Source organism: Acinetobacter chinensis (genome assembly GCF_002165375.2).
Lineage (GTDB): Bacteria > Pseudomonadota > Gammaproteobacteria > Pseudomonadales > Moraxellaceae > Acinetobacter > Acinetobacter chinensis.
In genome coordinates this window covers 1,929,730-1,947,155 of record NZ_CP032134.1, presented here as the reverse complement: position 1 = coordinate 1,947,155, position 17,426 = coordinate 1,929,730, and the positions used below count along the sequence as shown (strand labels likewise).

Here is a 17,426-nt window from a genome sequence, read left to right as displayed (position 1 = left end):
TAGAGATTGATATTGGAGTAAAGTGATGATGGATTCAAAAAAGCCACGTTATGAGCGCATCCTGCTGAAACTTTCAGGCGAAGCGCTGGCTGGAAACAAGGATATGGGTATTGATGCTCAGGTACTTGATCAGATGTCATTGTCCATTGCACACATGGTTGGACTGGGTGTGCAGGTTGGTATCGTGGTTGGTGGCGGTAATCTGTACCGTGGCAGCCAGCTGCAGAAAGAAGGTCTGGTTGGTCGTGTGACTGGCGATCAGATGGGTATGCTTGCAACTGTGATGAATGGTCTGGCTTTGCGTGATGCACTGGTCCGTCGTAATATCAAAACCCGTCTGATGTCTGCTCTGCCAATTGGTGCAGTGGTTGAATCCTACTCAAGCCGTGATGCAATCCGTCATCTGACTCAGGGTGAAGTCTGCGTATTTGTTGCTGGTACTGGTAACCCATTCTTTACAACTGATACAGCAGCGTGCTTACGCGGTATTGAAATTGAAGCCAATCTGATTTTAAAAGCCACTAAGGTTGATGGTGTCTACAACAAAGACCCAAGCAAATATGATGATGCTGTTAAGTATGACAATCTGACTTTTGATCAGGTGCTGGATGAAAAACTGGGTGTTATGGATCTGACAGCTATCTGCTTATGCCGTGACCACAATGTACCGTTACAGGTCTTTGATATGAATAAGTCCGGTGCTTTACTCTCAGTCGTTATGGGTGAAAAAGAAGGAACTCACGTTACAAACTGATGTACGTGAGCCTGAAAGCTCTTTATACTGCTGCAATTTTACGTTATACACATTTAGATTATTAAGTAAGGAAGATCATATGATTAACGATCTTAAAAAAGATGCTGAAGACCGTATGAACAAGTCACTGGACTCGTTGGAACATGGTTTTGCAAAGGTCCGTACGGGTCGGGCGCACCCATCCATCCTGAATGGTGTCATGGTTTCTTACTATGGTTCTGACGTACCTTTAAATCAGGTTGCGAACGTGGGTGTTGAAGATTCACGTACATTGCTGGTTCAGCCTTTTGAGCGTTCAATGGTTTCTGCAATTGATAAAGCAATCCGTGAATCTGATCTGGGCTTAAACCCGATTACTGCAGATGCTATCCGTGTTCCAATGGCTGCTCTGACAGAAGAAACACGTAAGGATATGCTGAAAGTTGCGCGTAACGAAGCTGAAAATGCTAAAGTTGCGATCCGTAACATCCGTCGTGATGTTCTGGGTGATGTGAAAGCATTGCTGAAAGAAAAAGAAATTTCTGAAGATGATGAGCGTCGTGCTGGCGATGATATTCAGAAAATTACAGATAAATTTGTTGCTGAAGTTGAAAAACGTCTTGCTGCGAAAGAAGCTGACTTGATGAAGGTCTGATACTCAATGACCTCATCCGAAGACTGTAAAAATCTTCCAGAACATGTTGCCATCATTATGGATGGCAACAACCGTTTTGCTAAAAAAAATCAGATGCAAAAGGGTGATGGACACCGTGAAGGAAAAAATGTCCTTGATCCGATTGTTGAGCATTGCCGAAAGGTGGGTGTTAAAGCACTGACTGTTTTTGCGTTTTCCAGTGAGAACTGGAACCGTCCACAGTTTGAAGTCGATCTGTTAATGAGACTGCTTGAAGAAACCATTCATGAGCAGTTACCCCGCATGGAAAAATTCAATATCGCATTGCGCTTTATTGGTGACCGTGCGCCATTACCTGAACATTTACGTGCATTAATGTTGCATGCTGAGGAAAGGACTGCTAAGTTCACAAGCATGACATTAACCATTGCGATCAGTTATGGTGGTATGTGGGATATGGCACAGGCTGCTCAACGGATTGCTGCGGATGTATCAGCAGATAAAATAAAGATTGAGCAGATAGACAGCCAGCTGTTTGGAAAGTATGTCAGTATGGCTGATTTGCCTGCTGTTGATCTGTTGATCCGTACTGGTGGTGATTTCAGACTGTCTAACTTCCTGCTCTGGCAGGCAGCTTATGCTGAATTGTATTTTAGCCAGACCTTGTGGCCTGAGTTTACTGTTGAAGAGTTTGATGATGCACTTGCTGTATTTGGTGGTCGTGAACGTCGTTTCGGTAAAACTTCAGAACAGATTCTGCAAGAAAAAACTGAGAATTAATAAATGTTAGAGCGGATTATTACCGCATTGGTACTGGTTGCTGTTGTATTGAGTTGCATGTTTGCAACTCAGTCACAATACCCAATGTTTGTGCTGATGATTATTGCAGCTGGGGTTGCGGGCTATGAGTGGTATAAACTCATGCCTAAAAAAACAAAAAACACCCTGAAACCGGTTGCATGGGCTTATGGCGCCTTTACAGCGGCACTTGCTGCACTGGCATTATATCTGGATGATGTTGCATTATTATTGTGGGCAGCATCCATTTTATCCTGGATACTGAGTGTTTACTGGGTAAAAGCCTATCCTGAATATGATGGCTGGTACAATCCGAGTCTGAATTTCATCGGTTTTATTCTGATTTCTGCTGCTGTAACCGCTATTTTTGCTGTATGGCATAGCTCACCATGGTGGCTGATGTATCTCTTTCTGCTGGTATGGGGCGCAGACAGTGGTGCGTATTTTGTTGGGCGTAAACTTGGTAAAAAGAAACTGGCGCCCGATGTCAGTCCTAATAAATCTGTAGAAGGTCTCTATGGTGGCTTGTTTACTGCAATGATCATTGTGGTTGCTGTTGAGTTGCTGTATCTCGATCTGACTTTTGCTCAGCATGTTTTATTTCTTATTCTTTCTGTTGTAACTGTATTCAGTTCAGTGCTTGGTGATCTGTTTGAGTCTATGATCAAACGTCGTGCCGGTATCAAGGACTCTGGTCGGATTTTGCCTGGTCATGGCGGCGTGCTGGATCGTATTGACTCGCTGCTTGCAGCAGCTCCTGTGTTTGCTGCGGGTATGTATATTTTAAAACTCATTGGTGTAGATTTATAGATGTCTCAATCTGTTTGTATATTGGGTGCAACTGGCTCCATTGGACAAAGCACCCTGAAAATACTGCAGCAACATCCTGGGCAGTATTCGGTTTTTGCAGTAACGGCACACAGTCGGATTGCTGAACTTGTAGAAATATGCAGACAGTTCCGACCGAAAGTCGCTGTAGTTCCTTCTGAAAAAGTCGGTGAATTACAGCAACTGTTAAAACAGTCAGATATTCATCAGATTGAAATTCTGTCAGGTGAAGCAGGGCTGATCAGCATTGCGGAACATCCTGAAGTGGATGTGGTGATGGCTGCTATTGTTGGAGCAGCAGGGCTATTGCCTACGCTGGCTGCGGTCAAGGCAGGTAAGCGGGTATTACTGGCAAATAAAGAAGCACTGGTGATGTCTGGTGACATCATGATGCAGGCTGCCATTGATCATCAGGCTTTACTGCTTCCTGTCGATTCAGAACATAATGCAATTTTTCAGTGCCTTCCTGCGGATTACCTTCAGGCAGAAAGAAATGGGCAGCCTAAAAAAGGAGTGTCCCGATTACTTCTGACGGCTTCCGGTGGTCCATTCCGAAATCACACACTTGATCAGTTACATCAGGTTACGCCAGCTCAGGCGTGTAAGCATCCAAACTGGTCAATGGGACAAAAAATATCCGTCGATTCGGCTACCTTGATGAATAAAGGGCTGGAATTGATCGAAGCGTGCCATCTCTTTGCAATATCAGAACATTTTGTTACAGTTGTTGTGCATCCGCAGAGTATCATTCATTCTATGGTTCAGTATGTAGATGGTTCTACACTGGCTCAGATGGGGAATCCGGATATGTGTACACCAATTGCGCATGCTTTGGCATGGCCTGAACGAATTCAGACCCATGTTCCTCCACTTGATCTGTTTGTAAATCATCAGCTGGATTTCCAGGAGCCGGACACATTGCGCTTTCCTGCATTGAAACTTGCAAGAGAAGCAATGAAAAGTGGCGGACTGGCACCCGCTGTGCTTAATGCTTCAAATGAAATTGCAGTCGGTGCGTTTTTAAACAATCAGATTAAATTTACAGATATTCCTGTGGTTGTTGAACATACGCTGAACCTTTTATCTAATGCAGCAGCATCCAGTCTTGATGTTATTCTTGAGGCAGATCAGAAAGCCAGGTTGCTGGCGCAGCAGTTTGTTTCAAGTAAAGGAAGTTAAACGATGAATGCCCTGTTTATTATTGTCGCAGCCATACTTTTACTTGGTCCATTGATTGCCATTCATGAGTTTGGGCATTATATCGTTGCGCGTAAACTGGGTGTTAAAGTGCTGGTCTATTCCATTGGGTTTGGTCCGACACTGCTGAAATGGACATCTAAAAAATCAGGTATTCAGTATCAGTTGTCTGCATTGCCACTGGGTGGTTATGTGAAGATGCTGGATGAGCGTGAAGGTGATGTGTCTGAAGAGGATCGCCCTAAAGCGTTTAACAGACAGCATCCGTGGAAACGTATTGCAATTGTTGCGGCAGGTCCCTTAATCAACCTGGTTTTTGCTGTTCTGCTTTTCTGGATACTGTTTCTGCCATCTCAGGAACAGCTGAACACTAAAGTGGGTAAGGTGATTCCTGGTACACCTGCGGCTACAGTTCAGATGAAATCTGGAGACCTGATTACTGCTGTTGATGGAACTCCTGTATCTACATGGGAAAAACTCAACTTTGCTCTGGTGGATCGGGTAGGTGAAACCGGCACAATTGAAATTCAGGCAGAGCGTCAGGGGCAGATCAGGACTTTTAATCTACCTGTTCAGAACTTTCTGAAAGATCAGAGTCAGTCTACGCTTGATGTACTGGGATTCACACCATACCGCCCACACATTCCTGCAGTGATTTCAAAGCTGAGTGAGGATGGTGCTGCTATCCGTCAAGGGATGAAAAATGGCGATAAAATTATCGCGATTAATGGTGTGAAAATGAATGACTGGTTTGATGTTGTTCAGGTTGTTCAGGCTTCACCAGAAAAACTGCTCAAAATTGATGTGCTGAGAAATTCTCAGCGGGTACAGCTTGAGGTTATGCCACAAGGCAAACGTGACAGTATGGGTAATGTCACAGGTATGCTTGGTGTGCAGAATAATCCTGGAAAAGTGGTTATTCCTGATGAATACAAACAGATGATTCAGTATTCTCCTGCTGAAGCGGGTATAAAAGCAGTTGAAAAAACGGGTCAGATCTCCAGCATGATTCTGAACTCGATTGTGAAAATGGTGCGTGGATTGATCGGTCTTGAAAATTTATCAGGTCCAATTACTATTGCCAAAGTCGCGGGTCAGAGTGCGGAAATGGGCTGGCAGACCTTTATTTCCTTTATGGCGCTGATGAGTGTCAGTCTGGGGATTCTGAATTTATTACCAATCCCGATGCTTGATGGTGGGCATCTGGTTTATTATTTTGTGGAACTTCTTCGAGGCAAACCTGTATCTGAACAAATACAATTGGTTGGCTTGAAAATTGGTATGGTATTGCTTGGCAGTATGATGCTCCTTGCATTATTCAATGACTTTATGCGTTTATAAGCGTCGTAATGGACTAAATTAACATCGGAAAAACAGGCATGCAGCACAAACATTTATTTATGCCACTGGCGCTCGTGAGTGCAATGGCAGCTGTACAACAAGTATATGCAGCAGATGAATTTATTGTACAGGATATAAAAGTTGATGGTCTTGTGCGTTTAACACCCGCCAATGTTTATGGAATGATTCCAGTAACGAAAGGTGATCGTGTTAATGACCCAGTGGTTGCAAATGCAATCCGTTCTCTTTATGCCTCAGGTTTATTTGATGATATTAAAGCTTCAAATGAAAATGGAGCTCTGGTTTTTAAAGTTGTAGAACGTCCGTTAATTTCAAAAATTGACTTTAAAGGCAATAAGCTGATTCCTAAAGAAGCACTTCAGGATGGCTTGAAGAAAATGGGCATCAGTGAAGGTGAGGTTCTGAAAAAGTCTGCACTACAGACAGTTGAATCAGAACTTGAGCAACAGTACATGCAACAGGGTCGTTATGATGCTGATGTAAAAGTCGTCACTACAGCCAGACCCAATAACCGTGTTGATCTGACGATTGAATTTATTGAAGGTAAGTCTGCAAAAGTTGTAGATATCAACATGATTGGTAATACAGTCTTTAAAGACAGTGAAATCAAACAGGCTTTCTCTGTGAAAGAAAGCAGCTGGAGCTCTGTGATTTCACGTAATGACCGCTATGCTCGTGAAAAAATGGCAGCAAGTCTTGAAGCACTGCGTGCGATGTATCTCAACAAAGGTTATATCAATTTCAATATTTCAAACTCAAGTCTGAATTTGAGTGAAGATAAAAAGAATATTTTTATTGAAGTCTCTGTCGATGAAGGCGAGCAGTTTAAATTTGGTGAAAGTAAGTTCCTGGGCGATGCGTTATATAAGCCGGAAGACCTGAAAGTTCTGCAGATTTATAAGGATGGCGCAACTTATTCTCAGGAACAGGTCAATGCTGTTAAACAGTTACTGCTCAGAAAATATGGTAATGCCGGTTATTACTATGCTGAAGTGAATGTCGTTCCTGAAATCAATAAAGAAACCAAAGTTGTTGATCTGAACTACTTTATCAACCCAGGTCAGCAGATTACTGTCCGTCGTATTAATTTCTCAGGTAATACTAAAACTGCTGATGAAGTTTTACGTCGTGAAATGCGCCAGATGGAAGGTGCTCTTGCGAGTAATGAAAAAATTGATCTGTCTAAAGTTCGACTTGAACGCACAGGTTATTTTAAAACGGTCAATGTAAAACCTGTTCGTGTACCAAACGTGCCGGATCAGGTGGATCTGAACATTGATGTTGAAGAACAGCACTCAGGTACCAGTACACTGGCTGTCGGTTATTCTGCCAGTGGCGGTATTACATTCCAGGCAGGCTTAAGTCAGACAAACTTCCTGGGTACAGGGAACAGTGTTTCAGTTGATTTATCCCGTTCTGAAACGCAGGATTATTATAACCTGAGTGTGACGGATCCATATTTCACGATTGATGGTGTTCGTCGTGGTTACAATGTCTACTACCGTAAAACCAAACTGGATGATGATTATAACGTCAACAACTACGTTACAGACAGTCTGGGTGGTGGTATCACATTTGGTTATCCAATCGATGAAAACCAGAGCATCAGTGCAGGTCTGAATATTGACCAGACTGAAGTGACGACAGGTCCTTACGTTTCGACTTATGTAAAAGACTATCTGATGGCGCATGATGGTAAGGGGACTAAAACAGCAACTTACTGTCCTCAGGATCTTGAAGCCATAAAAGACAAAGATGATGTAATTACAGGTTATAAATGCCCTGTAGATGAAAATACTTATTTCAGTGAATACAAGGGTGACTTTCTGACCTATAACCTGAATTTAGGTTGGTCATACAATACACTCAACCGTCCAATTTTCCCGACCAATGGTATGTCACATCGTGTTAATGCCGAGATTGCACTTCCTGGCAGTGATGTTGAATATCAGAAAGTGACCTATGACGCTCAGGGTTTCATACCTTTAGGTAAGGACTTTGTTCTGCGTGGTTATGGTAAACTGGGATACGGTAATGATCTGCCATTCTATAAAAACTTCTATGCAGGTGGTTATGGATCGGTACGTGGATATGACAACAGTACTTTGGGTCCTAAATATCCTGGTGTTTACTTTAATGAAACTAAAAACGTAGACCCTTCTTATGAAGAAGTTGGTGGTAATGCATTGCTTCAGTTTGGTACTGAACTGGCATTGCCATTACCGTTTAAAGGGGACTGGGTACGCCAGATCCGTCCGGTTCTTTTTGCTGAGGGTGCGCAGGTGTTTGATACACAGTGTGATGTACCTAAAGGTGAACTGTATCTGGGTGGACCAACCAATCGACTGCTCGATGCGAAAAAGTACTGTAAAGATAACTTTGGATTCGATTTTGGCAACATGCGCTACAGTGTGGGTGCAGGCTTTACCTGGATTACGATGATTGGTCCGTTATCACTCAGCTATGCTTATCCGCTGAATGATAAAGACGGTGATGATACGAAGAGCATTCAGTTTGAAATCGGCCGTACTTTCTAAGTACGGTTCGCATCTGACTTTAATATGGAAATATAGGGCTGAACATGAAAAAAATAATTTGCAGTATGGCTGTCGCAGCAAGTGTTCTGAGTTCTGGTGCTCATGCAGCAGGATATGGCGTGGTTGATCTGGAAAAAGTTGTAGAATCAAGCAGTTTTCTTAAACAGCAGAATGCAGCTTTACAGCAGTCTTTAAAGCCGCAATCAACGAAACTTGAACAGCTGGGTAAAGAGCTTGAGGCAATGCAGCAGAAAGCACAGCAAAGTACGAGTCTTTCTGAAGCGGATAAGCAGAAAATGTCTGCTCAGTATCAGTCTAAGATGAAAGAATTTAATACGATTCAGCAAAGTGTTCAGACGACTGTACAGAGTTCCATTCAGAGCACCAATAAGCTGATGGATGGTCGAATCAAGCAGGCTGCAGAGCAATTGCGTAAAGAAAATACACTGGATTTTATTTTAAATAAAAACTCTGCCCTGGCGTATGACGCTAAGTATGATTTAACTGATAAAATGATTCAAAAGGTTAATGCAATTAAGTAAACCATGATTTCAAAACAATATCGTCTTGATGAACTCGCAAAGCAGGTCCAGGGCGAGCCTGTTGGTCAGTCAGACTTAAAACTGAAGCGCCTTGCAAGTCTGGAAAATGCATCGTCAGATGATATTGCATTTGTAAATGCAGATAAATTTCTGGATCTGGCAAGGTCGTCTAAAGCAGGCGCTTTAATTGTCACTGAGCAGTTACGGGCTCAATTGCAGGATGTTCATCAGAACTTCATTGTGGTTGCAAATCCGTATCTTGCTTTTGCAATACTGACACATACATTTGAACGGAAGCATGAGCAGCGCGGTATTGAAAGCTCTGCATATATTCATCCATCAGCCATGATTTCTGACAGTGCTTATATTGGGCACTTTGTCTGTATTGGTGAAAACTGTGTAGTGGGAGATGACACAGTTATTCTTTCACATACAAAAGTGGATGATGGCGTTGAAATTGGAAAGCAGTGCTTTATTGATTCTCATGTCACATTGACAGGTGAGTGTACTCTGGCTGACCGCGTGCGCATTCATGCAAATACTGTGATTGGTGGGGAAGGTTTTGGCTTCGCACCTTATCAGGGAAAATGGAACCGCATTGCTCAGCTGGGTTCGGTCCGCATTGGAAATGATGTCCGGATTGGATCAAACTGCAGTGTGGATCGGGGTGCTCTGGATGACACTGTTATTGAAGATGGTGTGATTATTGATAACCTTGTGCAAATTGCACATAACGTCAGAGTGGGGGCAAATACAGCAATGGCTGCGAAGTGTGGTGTTGCTGGAAGTACGGTCATTGGCAAAAACTGTGTCTTTGCTGGTGCTGTAGGTGTTGTAGGGCACATTAATATTGCTGATAATGTAACTGTTACCGGTATGTCAATGGTCACAAAAAGTATTTCTGAAGCTGGAAGTTATTCTTCTGGTACACCAATGCTGGAAACTGCTCAGTGGAAGCGGGCTGCGATACGCTTCAAACAATTAGCAGATGTGCCATTGACCCAGTTTGCCAAAAAACTTGATCATATACAGGCTCAAATAGAGTCCCTTGAATCAACTTTTAAATTGCGTAAATAGAAATATGATGACTGAGTCGAATTCTCCTGTGTTTACGAAACCAGAACTGCCAATGCATATTCAAACGATTCGTGAATATTTACCGCATCGTTATCCTTTTTTATTGGTCGATCGCGTAGTTGAAGTAACTGACAATGGTATTGTGGGTTATAAAAATGTTTCCATTAATGAAGAATTTCTTCAGGGGCATTTTCCTGACTATCCAATTATGCCTGGTGTTCTGATTATTGAGGCACTTGCACAGGTTGCCGGTATTCTGGGTTTCATTATGAATAATGAAAAACCAGGACCTGGTTCATTGTTCCTGTTTGCTGGTGCTGAAAAAGTCAGATTTAAAAAACAGGTTGTAGCTGGCGATCAATTGGTCTTAAAAGCAGAACTTGTGATGCAAAAGCGTGGAATTTACAAATATAATTGTATTGCCACAGTTGATGGCGTAGTTGCAACCACAGCGGAAATTATTGTTTCGCATCAGAAAATAGAGAAGGCATGAGCAATACAGAACTTATTCACCCTACAGCTATTATTGACTCATCAGCAGTAATTGCACCTGATGTTCAGATTGGACCGTACTGTATTATTGGTCCAAATGTCAGCATTGGGGTTGGTACCCGACTTCGCTCTCATGTTGTAATTGGGGGTTATACCCGAATTGGTGAACATAATGATATTTTTCAGTTCGCCAGTGTCGGAGAAGAGTGCCAGGATTTAAAATATAAGGGTGAAGAGACCTGGCTTGAAATTGGAGATCATAACTCCATTCGTGAGCATTGCAGTCTGCATCGTGGTACGGTTCAGGATGGTGGAATAACCAAAGTAGGTAGTCATAATCTGCTTATGGTCAATACACATATCGCGCATGACTGTGTTGTGGGTGATCACAATATTTTTGCAAATAATGTTGGTGTAGCCGGTCACGTCCACATTGGTGACTATGTCATTGTTGGTGGTAACTCAGGTATTCATCAGTTCTGTAAAATTGATTCCTACAGCATGATTGGTGGAGCTTCTTTGATTCTGAAAGACGTTCCTGCTTATGTGATGGTTTCTGGTAATCCTGCACATGCTTATGCAATGAATGTGGAAGGAATGCGCCGTAAAGGGTGGTCCCGTGATGTTATCCAGGGACTGCGTGAGTCATTCAGAATTATTTATAAATCTGGGCTGACAACCGAACAGGCGATCAGTAAAATCCGTGACGAAATACTGCCAACAGTATCTGAAGCTCAGCTTCTGATTGACTCTGTAGAGAGTTCAAGTCGTGGTATCGTACGTTAATATATAACGATACGTTAATAAAAAGGCACCTGTAGGGTGCCTTTTCTTTTGGACAATAAAGAATATTTATTTTTTGAAATAGCTGGCTTCTTCGGATTTTGGATAGTTGGCAAGAATTTTATTTTTAGCTTTGGCTGCCTGCACAGAGTCACGATCTACGTCTTTTGCAATGCTGTATAGACGATAAAGTGCATTTGACGCTTTGGCAGAGTTTGGATACTGGTTTGCAACGATATTGAAGTTCTTTTTGGCTTCAGTGTAATTGGTCGGTTCAATTGCAAGATTAAATTCTGCCAGCCAGAAATAAGCATTGCCAATATAAACACTGTTGGGATGATTTTTAATAAAATTCTGCATAGGTGCAATGGCTTTTTTTGCACCGCCTTGCTTATAGGCATCTAAAGCAATGGTATAGGCTGCTTTTTCCAGTTCCAGCTGTGAGCTGACATTGACTGTGGTCCCTGCATTGATGGTAGGAGTGACTGTGGAGCTGACAGGAGCTTTAGGTTGTACAGCTGTGTTTACTGTGCCTGTGGTGCCTGTGGTGCCTGTGGTGCCTGTGGTGCTGGGAGAAGTATCCTGTTGGTTATCCTCCTCTGGGCTGGCTGCGCTTTCAGGGTCTACTTTCTGTTGTAGCAGTTCAAGTCGCTGATCCAGATCGGTATAGCGATTGGTCAGTTCTTTTTTTAGCTTCTCTATTTCATTGTCCTGTTCTTCCATTTTTCCACGAAGTACACGGATATCATTTTCAAGCTGCTGGTTTTTCTGTATCAGTTGCCAGGTTGGATTGGTCTGAACCTGAGCAGTGCTGTTGACTGCTGTACTGTTGCCAGAAGAAAGTTCATTGCTTCCCTGACTCAGACCTCGAGACTCAATTGGGATGTTGGCGTATAAAGATGCAGAGCAGGTAAGTGTGAGCGCATAAAGTGCATGCTTTTTTAGCATAGTAAATTCCCATCTGTATAACGGATACTGTAGATATTACGGAGTTCCGATAAAAATTCTTTGAATGAACACATTAAAAACGCCCATGCATTGAAATGCAATAAGCTTTTACAAAACAGGTCATACTTTAAAGTGTTTGATTGCATATATGAATTTTGTGTTCAGGAGTGTAAAAAGTACGGATTGTTTTTAAAATAATCAAACGGATAGCTGTTTCTTTAAAAGTGCTGTGCAAGGCTTGCAACTTAAGAAAAAATCTCTATACTCTGTTCCTGTAATGGTAGCCCTGCTGGTTACTTCGCAATTGTAATCTGAAAACCCCGCCAGGACCGGAAGGTAGCAACGGTATCAGAACTATGATGTGCCGAGGCTTTGCTGGTAGGGTTGCCACCATATTTTTAAAATAATAATATCCTTTCAAAATCTATTCTTAGCTTCTGTTTCCAGTCCTGTTATTTATTCTTCATCTTCTTTTCTTGATATTGCTTTCATAATCACATCCATTTCATAACCTCGATATTGTAAAAAACGGATTTGCTTGGCTTTGAGCTTCTGATCTTTTTCGACTTTCACGCCATATTTTTTAATCTTTAACTGATAAGCCTGTTCATACCAGTCAATTTCATTCAGATCATCCTGGATCAGGGTTCTATCCAGGCTTTTACTGCGTAAAGCCAGTTTTATCCTGTTGGGTCCTTTTCCTTTACGTACCTGACTGCGCAGCATCATTTCTGCAACACGTAAATCACTCTGATAGTTTTCTTTGGCAAGTTCATTGACCAGTTCTATCACTTCATCACGGCTCTGTGCGTACATTGCCAGTTTTTCTATCAGATCTGCTTTGGAATATTCTCTGCGTGTGAGGACGGCAAAAGCATAAGAGCGTAAGCGTGTGCCTGTCAGCCCTTGATCGGACTTCTGGTTGTCACTGGAAAATGAGAGGGCATTGGGGTCGGGATGATCCTGTGAAAAGTGCCTTAAAGATGCTTTTTCCAGTTCTTTCTGGGGGATGGATGGATCTGGTTCCCCATATTGTTCTTTCAGGGCTTCATAATCAATCAGTTTGGTAAATTTGGGGTGACTCATAATGTATGGAACAGATGCCTGAATATAACTAGATTAGTTTAATGCTTTATACGTCTGAATGTAGCTGAATTCATCGTAGATGTCTGAATGGTGGGCGATGCAGTGTGGCTGGTTCACTATTGCAGACTATTAAGGGCTTGAATATGTATTATGATAAAAAAACGCCCCGAAAGGCGTTTGATTATTGCTGAATCTTAGACATCCAGAAAATCTGGTTCTTCTTCGTCTTTTTCTTCAGCAGGTGCTGCATTTGCAGTAATCAGCAGCTGTTCACGGATTGCTTTATCCAGTTCCTGAACAATCTGAGGGTTTTCTTCAAGATGACGGATCACATTGTTTTTACCCTGACCAATTTTTTCGCCTTTATATGAATACCATGCACCCGCTTTTTGAACCAGTTCCTGTGCCACAGCCAGATCCACCAGTTCGCCTAAGTGGTTAACACCTTTGCCGTACAGGATCTGGAACAGTGCTTCACGGAACGGAGGCGCCATTTTGTTTTTAACAACTTTGACTTTAGTTTCAGAACCTACAATTTCATCACCTTCTTTAACCTGACCGACACGGCGGATATCAAGGCGTACAGAAGCATAGAATTTCAGTGCATTACCACCAGTTGTCGTTTCAGGACTGCCAAACATGACTCCGATTTTCATACGGATCTGGTTAATAAAGATCACCATGCAGTTTGAGCGTTTAGCATTACCGGTGATTTTACGCAGCGCCTGACTCATTAAACGAGCCTGTAAGCCCATGTGCGAATCGCCCATTTCGCCTTCGATTTCAGCACGTGGTGTCAATGCGGCTACGGAGTCGACAACAATCATGTCAATCGCACCAGAGCGCACCAGCATGTCTGCAATTTCAAGCGCCTGTTCACCATTGTCAGGCTGAGAAACCAGCAGGTTATCAATATCTACACCCAGCTTGCGGGCATACTGTGGATCAAGTGCATGTTCAGCATCAATGAATGCACAGGTTCCGCCAGCTTTCTGACACTGAGCAATGGCCTGGAGGGTCATCGTGGTTTTACCTGAAGATTCAGGACCATAGATTTCAACAATACGACCTTTTGGCAGACCGCCAATACCCAGTGCAATATCAAGAGTCAGTGAACCAGTGGATACTGCTTCAACTGCCTGTACATTATTATCACCAAGACGCATGACTGTGTTTTTACCAAACTGTTTTTCAATCTGGCTCAGTGCAGCATTCAGCGCCTTACTTTTGTTATCATCCATCTTACAACCTCAAAACGATGTCACTTAACTGTATACTCAAGTGGATGTATTAAATTAAAACCTTGTCCACGGCAAGTATAGTGACAGAATTTATATTTCTGTTCCATAAAAGTCATATCATGTGCGACATAATATGACGCTTGATTCAATCATCATTATATGACCAGAACCGGTCAAACTGGTGATCATTGTCCTGTTTAAACTTGTTGATGTCCCGACGGTCTTTTTTACTTGGCCGATTGTCAGGTCGGGCTAGATTATGCAACTTTCTCTGGGTTGCAATCAATTCCCTGCGTGCAATACTGACCTCAGTTTCTTCATAAAGAAGCTGGGCGACTGGAGCAGGACCCCGGACACTGGAGAGTGCTTTGACTGTCACGGTTTTTTTGTCAAAACCCTGCTGAATGGTCAGTTCCATGCCTATACGGACTTCTTTGGAAACTTTTACCCGATCGCCATTGTGGTGGACTTTTCCGCCTTCAATTGCAGCTTTGGCAATAGAGCGTGTTTTAAAAAATCGTGCAGCCCATAGCCATTTATCAATTCGGATACCCGCAGCGGTTTCAGGCATATTTTTTATTTCCCTCAATCTGTTCAATCAGTGGAATTAAGTCAGTCAGTCGGTTCAGCATAGGATAAGCGCTATGCTGTCGGATATTGCCCATGGAGGATGGTTGCTGAATGGTGACAAGATTCTGTATGCCATAATTCTGTGCGCCCTGTAAAACCTTTTCAGTATCGTCTACAAAGAACACCTGATCAGCATTAAAAGGGTGCTGTGTATTCAGCTTTTGCCAGAACTCAGGAAACTCTTTGGAATGTCCAAAACTTTCACTGCTGACAATCACATCGAAATACTGAGCCAGACCTGTGATTTCAAGTTTAAACTTTAATCCTGCCAGATCGGCATTGGTCGCAAGCCAGCAGGGATAGCGGTTTTCTTTCAGATAATCCAGTAATTCAAGACAACCGTCACGTAAAGCGACTTTGTGCTGAAATTCAATTTGCAGAGCCAGTACATCAACGCCTATTTTTGAAGTCCAGAAGCTGGATGAATACCATTTCAGGGTATGATTGTGTTCCTGATAAAATTCTGCAAGAGTGGACTTACTCTGTTCCAGTGAGCACTGATGGATCTGGGAATAGCGTTCAGGAAGCAGATGATTCCAGATCTGATCATCATAAGCTAGATCGAGTAAGGTTCCATCCATATCAAAGATGATGGTAGGTTTTTCAGACATATTCAGCATATAGGAATTCAATGTTTAAAATTACAACAGCGCCACAGGATGCGCTTATACAAAAACTGATCCCCATTGTGACACATGCCTGTGAAATTTTGCGAGAAGAATATGAGCGTTATTGTTCAGGCGCAGATTTTGACGTTGTAAAAAAATCCGACAATTCACCTGTAACTCAGGCGGATTACAGAGTGAACAGTTATCTGACGGATGCACTGGCACAGATTTCTGAACTGCCATTACTGTCTGAAGAAGGTAGTGCTGAACATCGGCAGAACTGGAAAGAATTCTGGTTGCTTGACCCTCTGGATGGAACAAAAGAATTTCTGCACAAAAGACCCGAATTTACAATCAATCTGAGTATGGTCAGAGGTGCAGATACCGTATTTGCGCTGCTCGCTGTTCCGGCTCAGTCTGTAATCTATGTCTGTCCAGAACAGGGTATGCCACTTAAGCTGAAAACAGACTCAGGTGAATGGAGTGTTTTTGAGTCGTCTGAAACTGAGCATGAGCTTTGTGTGGGCTTGAGTCACAGCAGTCAGGAGAAACAGGAATATGCAGCTTATCTGGATGAACTGGCAAACATAGCGTCTTTTGGAACTGTACGTGCAGGCAGTGCTTATAAATTCTGCATGATGCTTGAAGATCAGGTGGATATTTATCCAAGATTTCATCCAACCTGTGAATGGGATACCAGTGCAGGTCAGTGTTTGATCGAACGGATCGGTGGCGGGCTGGTCGATTTCAGGCAGCGTCCATTTCTGTACAATCAACGGGATACCTTGTTGAATAATGGTTTCATTGCTTATCGGAATATAAATATGAAAAAAATTGCTTTACAGGCACTTACGCAGATGCAGTACAAGCATTGAGCAAAAAAGAGAACATGCTATAGTGTCCATAAATTTGTTGAAATCTGACTGAATCATGGCATTAGACCTGCTCCCGACCAGTATGCTGAAGGCGATTGATTTATTGCCTGATGTTAAAACTCCAGTGACTCTGTTTACACGACATTCAATTCGTGAGGTTGTCAGTGGTCAGGGACTGGCAGGTTACGATCTTCAGTTAACTTCAGAGGGACGTGACCTTGCACAGGCATGGGGAGCGTATCTGATTGAAAATACAGACCGTGCTGTACAGCACTGTATCTCCAGCCCAATTCAGCGCTGTGTGGATACCGCAGCATTGATGATCCAAGGGGCTGATTCCATTACTGTTCAGCCCAATACGCATCATATTGAAATTGTGGAGCAGCGTTTGCTGGTGGAACCAGGAAGTTTTGTGCTGGATATCCAGCAGGCAGGCCCATATTTCAGGAAACAGGGTGCACTCGGGTTTATCAACAGTTTTGTCAATAATGCACTGCCTGGTATGAAACACCCGATTACGGGAGTTGTAGATGTACTGGAGCTGATTTATAAGACACATCCACAGCAGGCGGATGGTTTAAGCCTTGCTGTCAGTCATGACACGATTCTGGCTGCAATTCTGGCGGTTATTTCAGGACGGAATGAAGTCACTCAACAGGACTGGCCGGAAATGATGGAAGGTCTGTTTGTCTGGTTTGAAGGCGAGGATTTTCTGGACTCTCATCTGAAATGGATCTGGCGGGGAGAGCGACATGAGCTGTCTATCCGTGATTTTCAGAAAAATGGCTGATATTGATTTGGTGTCAACTGTTTAAATCCGTTCGTATCTCTGCTTTTATTGGTCATATTTTTTGTAGATCAGTTCCCATCCTTAATTCTGTTCTGATCAGTGTTATATGTAAAATTATAATTTTAAGTCTTTCTCCCTGTTCCACTCCTGATCTGTAAACTGAGTTGTATTGTTTTAATAAAACTTAATAACGATCAAATATACATGAATAATTATTTAATAAAAAAAAGTGAATAGTATTGAAGTTCCGACATCTGATTGTGTA

General features: G+C 42.6%; 18 protein-coding genes and 1 other RNA gene. 14 read left to right on the top strand and 5 right to left on the bottom strand.

Going from position 1 to position 17,426, the window contains the following annotated elements:
* The first annotated feature begins 25 nt into the window (after positions 1-25).
* From pyrH to lpxA, 11 genes are all read left to right on the top strand, one after another.
* Positions 26-754: a UMP kinase gene (gene pyrH, locus CDG60_RS10240; RefSeq protein ID WP_087512273.1), complete on the top strand. Its 729-nt coding sequence runs from the start codon at positions 26-28 to the stop codon at positions 752-754.
* 79 nt (positions 755-833) lie between these two features.
* Complete coding sequence (gene frr / locus CDG60_RS10235; RefSeq protein WP_087512272.1) at positions 834-1,388, top strand: ribosome recycling factor; 555 nt, start codon at positions 834-836, stop codon at positions 1,386-1,388.
* A 6-nt stretch (positions 1,389-1,394) separates the two neighbouring features.
* Positions 1,395-2,147 carry a polyprenyl diphosphate synthase gene (gene uppS / locus CDG60_RS10230; RefSeq protein WP_087512271.1) on the top strand — a complete coding sequence of 251 codons (753 nt, stop codon included), beginning with the start codon at positions 1,395-1,397 and terminating at the stop codon, positions 2,145-2,147.
* Between the two features lie 3 nt (positions 2,148-2,150).
* Positions 2,151-2,975, top strand: a complete 825-nt coding sequence (locus CDG60_RS10225; RefSeq protein ID WP_087512270.1) for a phosphatidate cytidylyltransferase — start codon at positions 2,151-2,153, stop codon at positions 2,973-2,975.
* Positions 2,976-4,172 (top strand): 1-deoxy-D-xylulose-5-phosphate reductoisomerase, encoded by a 1,197-nt coding sequence (gene ispC, locus CDG60_RS10220; protein WP_087512269.1) that lies wholly within the window; start codon positions 2,976-2,978, stop codon positions 4,170-4,172.
* A 3-nt stretch (positions 4,173-4,175) separates the two neighbouring features.
* Complete coding sequence (gene rseP, locus CDG60_RS10215) at positions 4,176-5,531, top strand: RIP metalloprotease RseP (RefSeq protein ID WP_087512268.1); 1,356 nt, start codon at positions 4,176-4,178, stop codon at positions 5,529-5,531.
* Between the two features lie 38 nt (positions 5,532-5,569).
* On the top strand, positions 5,570-8,089 hold the full coding sequence (gene bamA, locus CDG60_RS10210) for an outer membrane protein assembly factor BamA (RefSeq protein WP_087512267.1): 2,520 nt from the start codon (positions 5,570-5,572) through the stop codon (positions 8,087-8,089).
* Positions 8,090-8,133: 44 nt separating this feature from the next.
* Positions 8,134-8,631, top strand: a complete 498-nt coding sequence (locus CDG60_RS10205; protein WP_087512266.1) for an OmpH/Skp family outer membrane protein — start codon at positions 8,134-8,136, stop codon at positions 8,629-8,631.
* A gap of 3 nt (positions 8,632-8,634) precedes the next feature.
* Positions 8,635-9,708: a UDP-3-O-(3-hydroxymyristoyl)glucosamine N-acyltransferase gene (gene lpxD, locus CDG60_RS10200; RefSeq protein ID WP_087512265.1), complete on the top strand. Its 1,074-nt coding sequence runs from the start codon at positions 8,635-8,637 to the stop codon at positions 9,706-9,708.
* Between the two features lie 7 nt (positions 9,709-9,715).
* A complete protein-coding gene (fabZ, locus tag CDG60_RS10195; protein WP_171405497.1) occupies positions 9,716-10,201 on the top strand; it encodes a 3-hydroxyacyl-ACP dehydratase FabZ in 486 nt (161 codons plus the stop codon).
* On the top strand, positions 10,198-10,986 hold the full coding sequence (lpxA, locus tag CDG60_RS10190) for an acyl-ACP--UDP-N-acetylglucosamine O-acyltransferase (RefSeq protein WP_087512263.1): 789 nt from the start codon (positions 10,198-10,200) through the stop codon (positions 10,984-10,986). Before fabZ ends, lpxA begins: the two co-directional genes overlap by 4 nt.
* A gap of 66 nt (positions 10,987-11,052) precedes the next feature.
* Here the strand turns inward: lpxA and CDG60_RS10185 are convergent, their stop codons facing one another.
* Positions 11,053-11,931: a tetratricopeptide repeat protein gene (locus CDG60_RS10185; protein ID WP_087512262.1), complete on the bottom strand. Its 879-nt coding sequence runs from the start codon at positions 11,929-11,931 to the stop codon at positions 11,053-11,055.
* A 287-nt stretch (positions 11,932-12,218) separates the two neighbouring features.
* Between CDG60_RS10185 and ffs the strand changes: the two genes are divergently transcribed.
* An RNA gene (gene ffs, locus CDG60_RS10180) (signal recognition particle sRNA small type) lies at positions 12,219-12,315 on the top strand.
* A 72-nt stretch (positions 12,316-12,387) separates the two neighbouring features.
* On the opposite strand, the gene CDG60_RS10175 is transcribed toward ffs, so the two are convergent.
* The 4 genes from CDG60_RS10175 to CDG60_RS10160 all read right to left on the bottom strand — a co-directional run bounded on the left by CDG60_RS10175 (position 12,388) and on the right by CDG60_RS10160 (position 15,508).
* Positions 12,388-13,017 carry a regulatory protein RecX gene (locus CDG60_RS10175; RefSeq protein WP_087512261.1) on the bottom strand — a complete coding sequence of 210 codons (630 nt, stop codon included), beginning with the start codon at positions 13,015-13,017 and terminating at the stop codon, positions 12,388-12,390.
* Between the two features lie 194 nt (positions 13,018-13,211).
* Positions 13,212-14,258, bottom strand: a complete 1,047-nt coding sequence (recA, locus tag CDG60_RS10170; protein ID WP_087512260.1) for a recombinase RecA — start codon at positions 14,256-14,258, stop codon at positions 13,212-13,214.
* A gap of 145 nt (positions 14,259-14,403) precedes the next feature.
* On the bottom strand, positions 14,404-14,829 hold the full coding sequence (gene hslR, locus CDG60_RS10165) for an Hsp15 family ribosome-associated heat shock protein (RefSeq protein WP_087512259.1): 426 nt from the start codon (positions 14,827-14,829) through the stop codon (positions 14,404-14,406).
* Positions 14,822-15,508 carry an HAD-IA family hydrolase gene (locus tag CDG60_RS10160; protein WP_087512258.1) on the bottom strand — a complete coding sequence of 229 codons (687 nt, stop codon included), beginning with the start codon at positions 15,506-15,508 and terminating at the stop codon, positions 14,822-14,824. Before CDG60_RS10160 ends, hslR begins: the two co-directional genes overlap by 8 nt.
* A gap of 11 nt (positions 15,509-15,519) precedes the next feature.
* Between CDG60_RS10160 and CDG60_RS10155 the strand changes: the two genes are divergently transcribed.
* Entirely contained in the window at positions 15,520-16,371 is an 852-nt protein-coding gene (locus CDG60_RS10155; protein WP_087512257.1) for a 3'(2'),5'-bisphosphate nucleotidase CysQ family protein, read from the top strand.
* Positions 16,372-16,426: 55 nt separating this feature from the next.
* On the top strand, positions 16,427-17,161 hold the full coding sequence (locus CDG60_RS10150) for a histidine phosphatase family protein (RefSeq protein ID WP_087512256.1): 735 nt from the start codon (positions 16,427-16,429) through the stop codon (positions 17,159-17,161).
* Positions 17,162-17,426 lie beyond the last annotated feature (265 nt).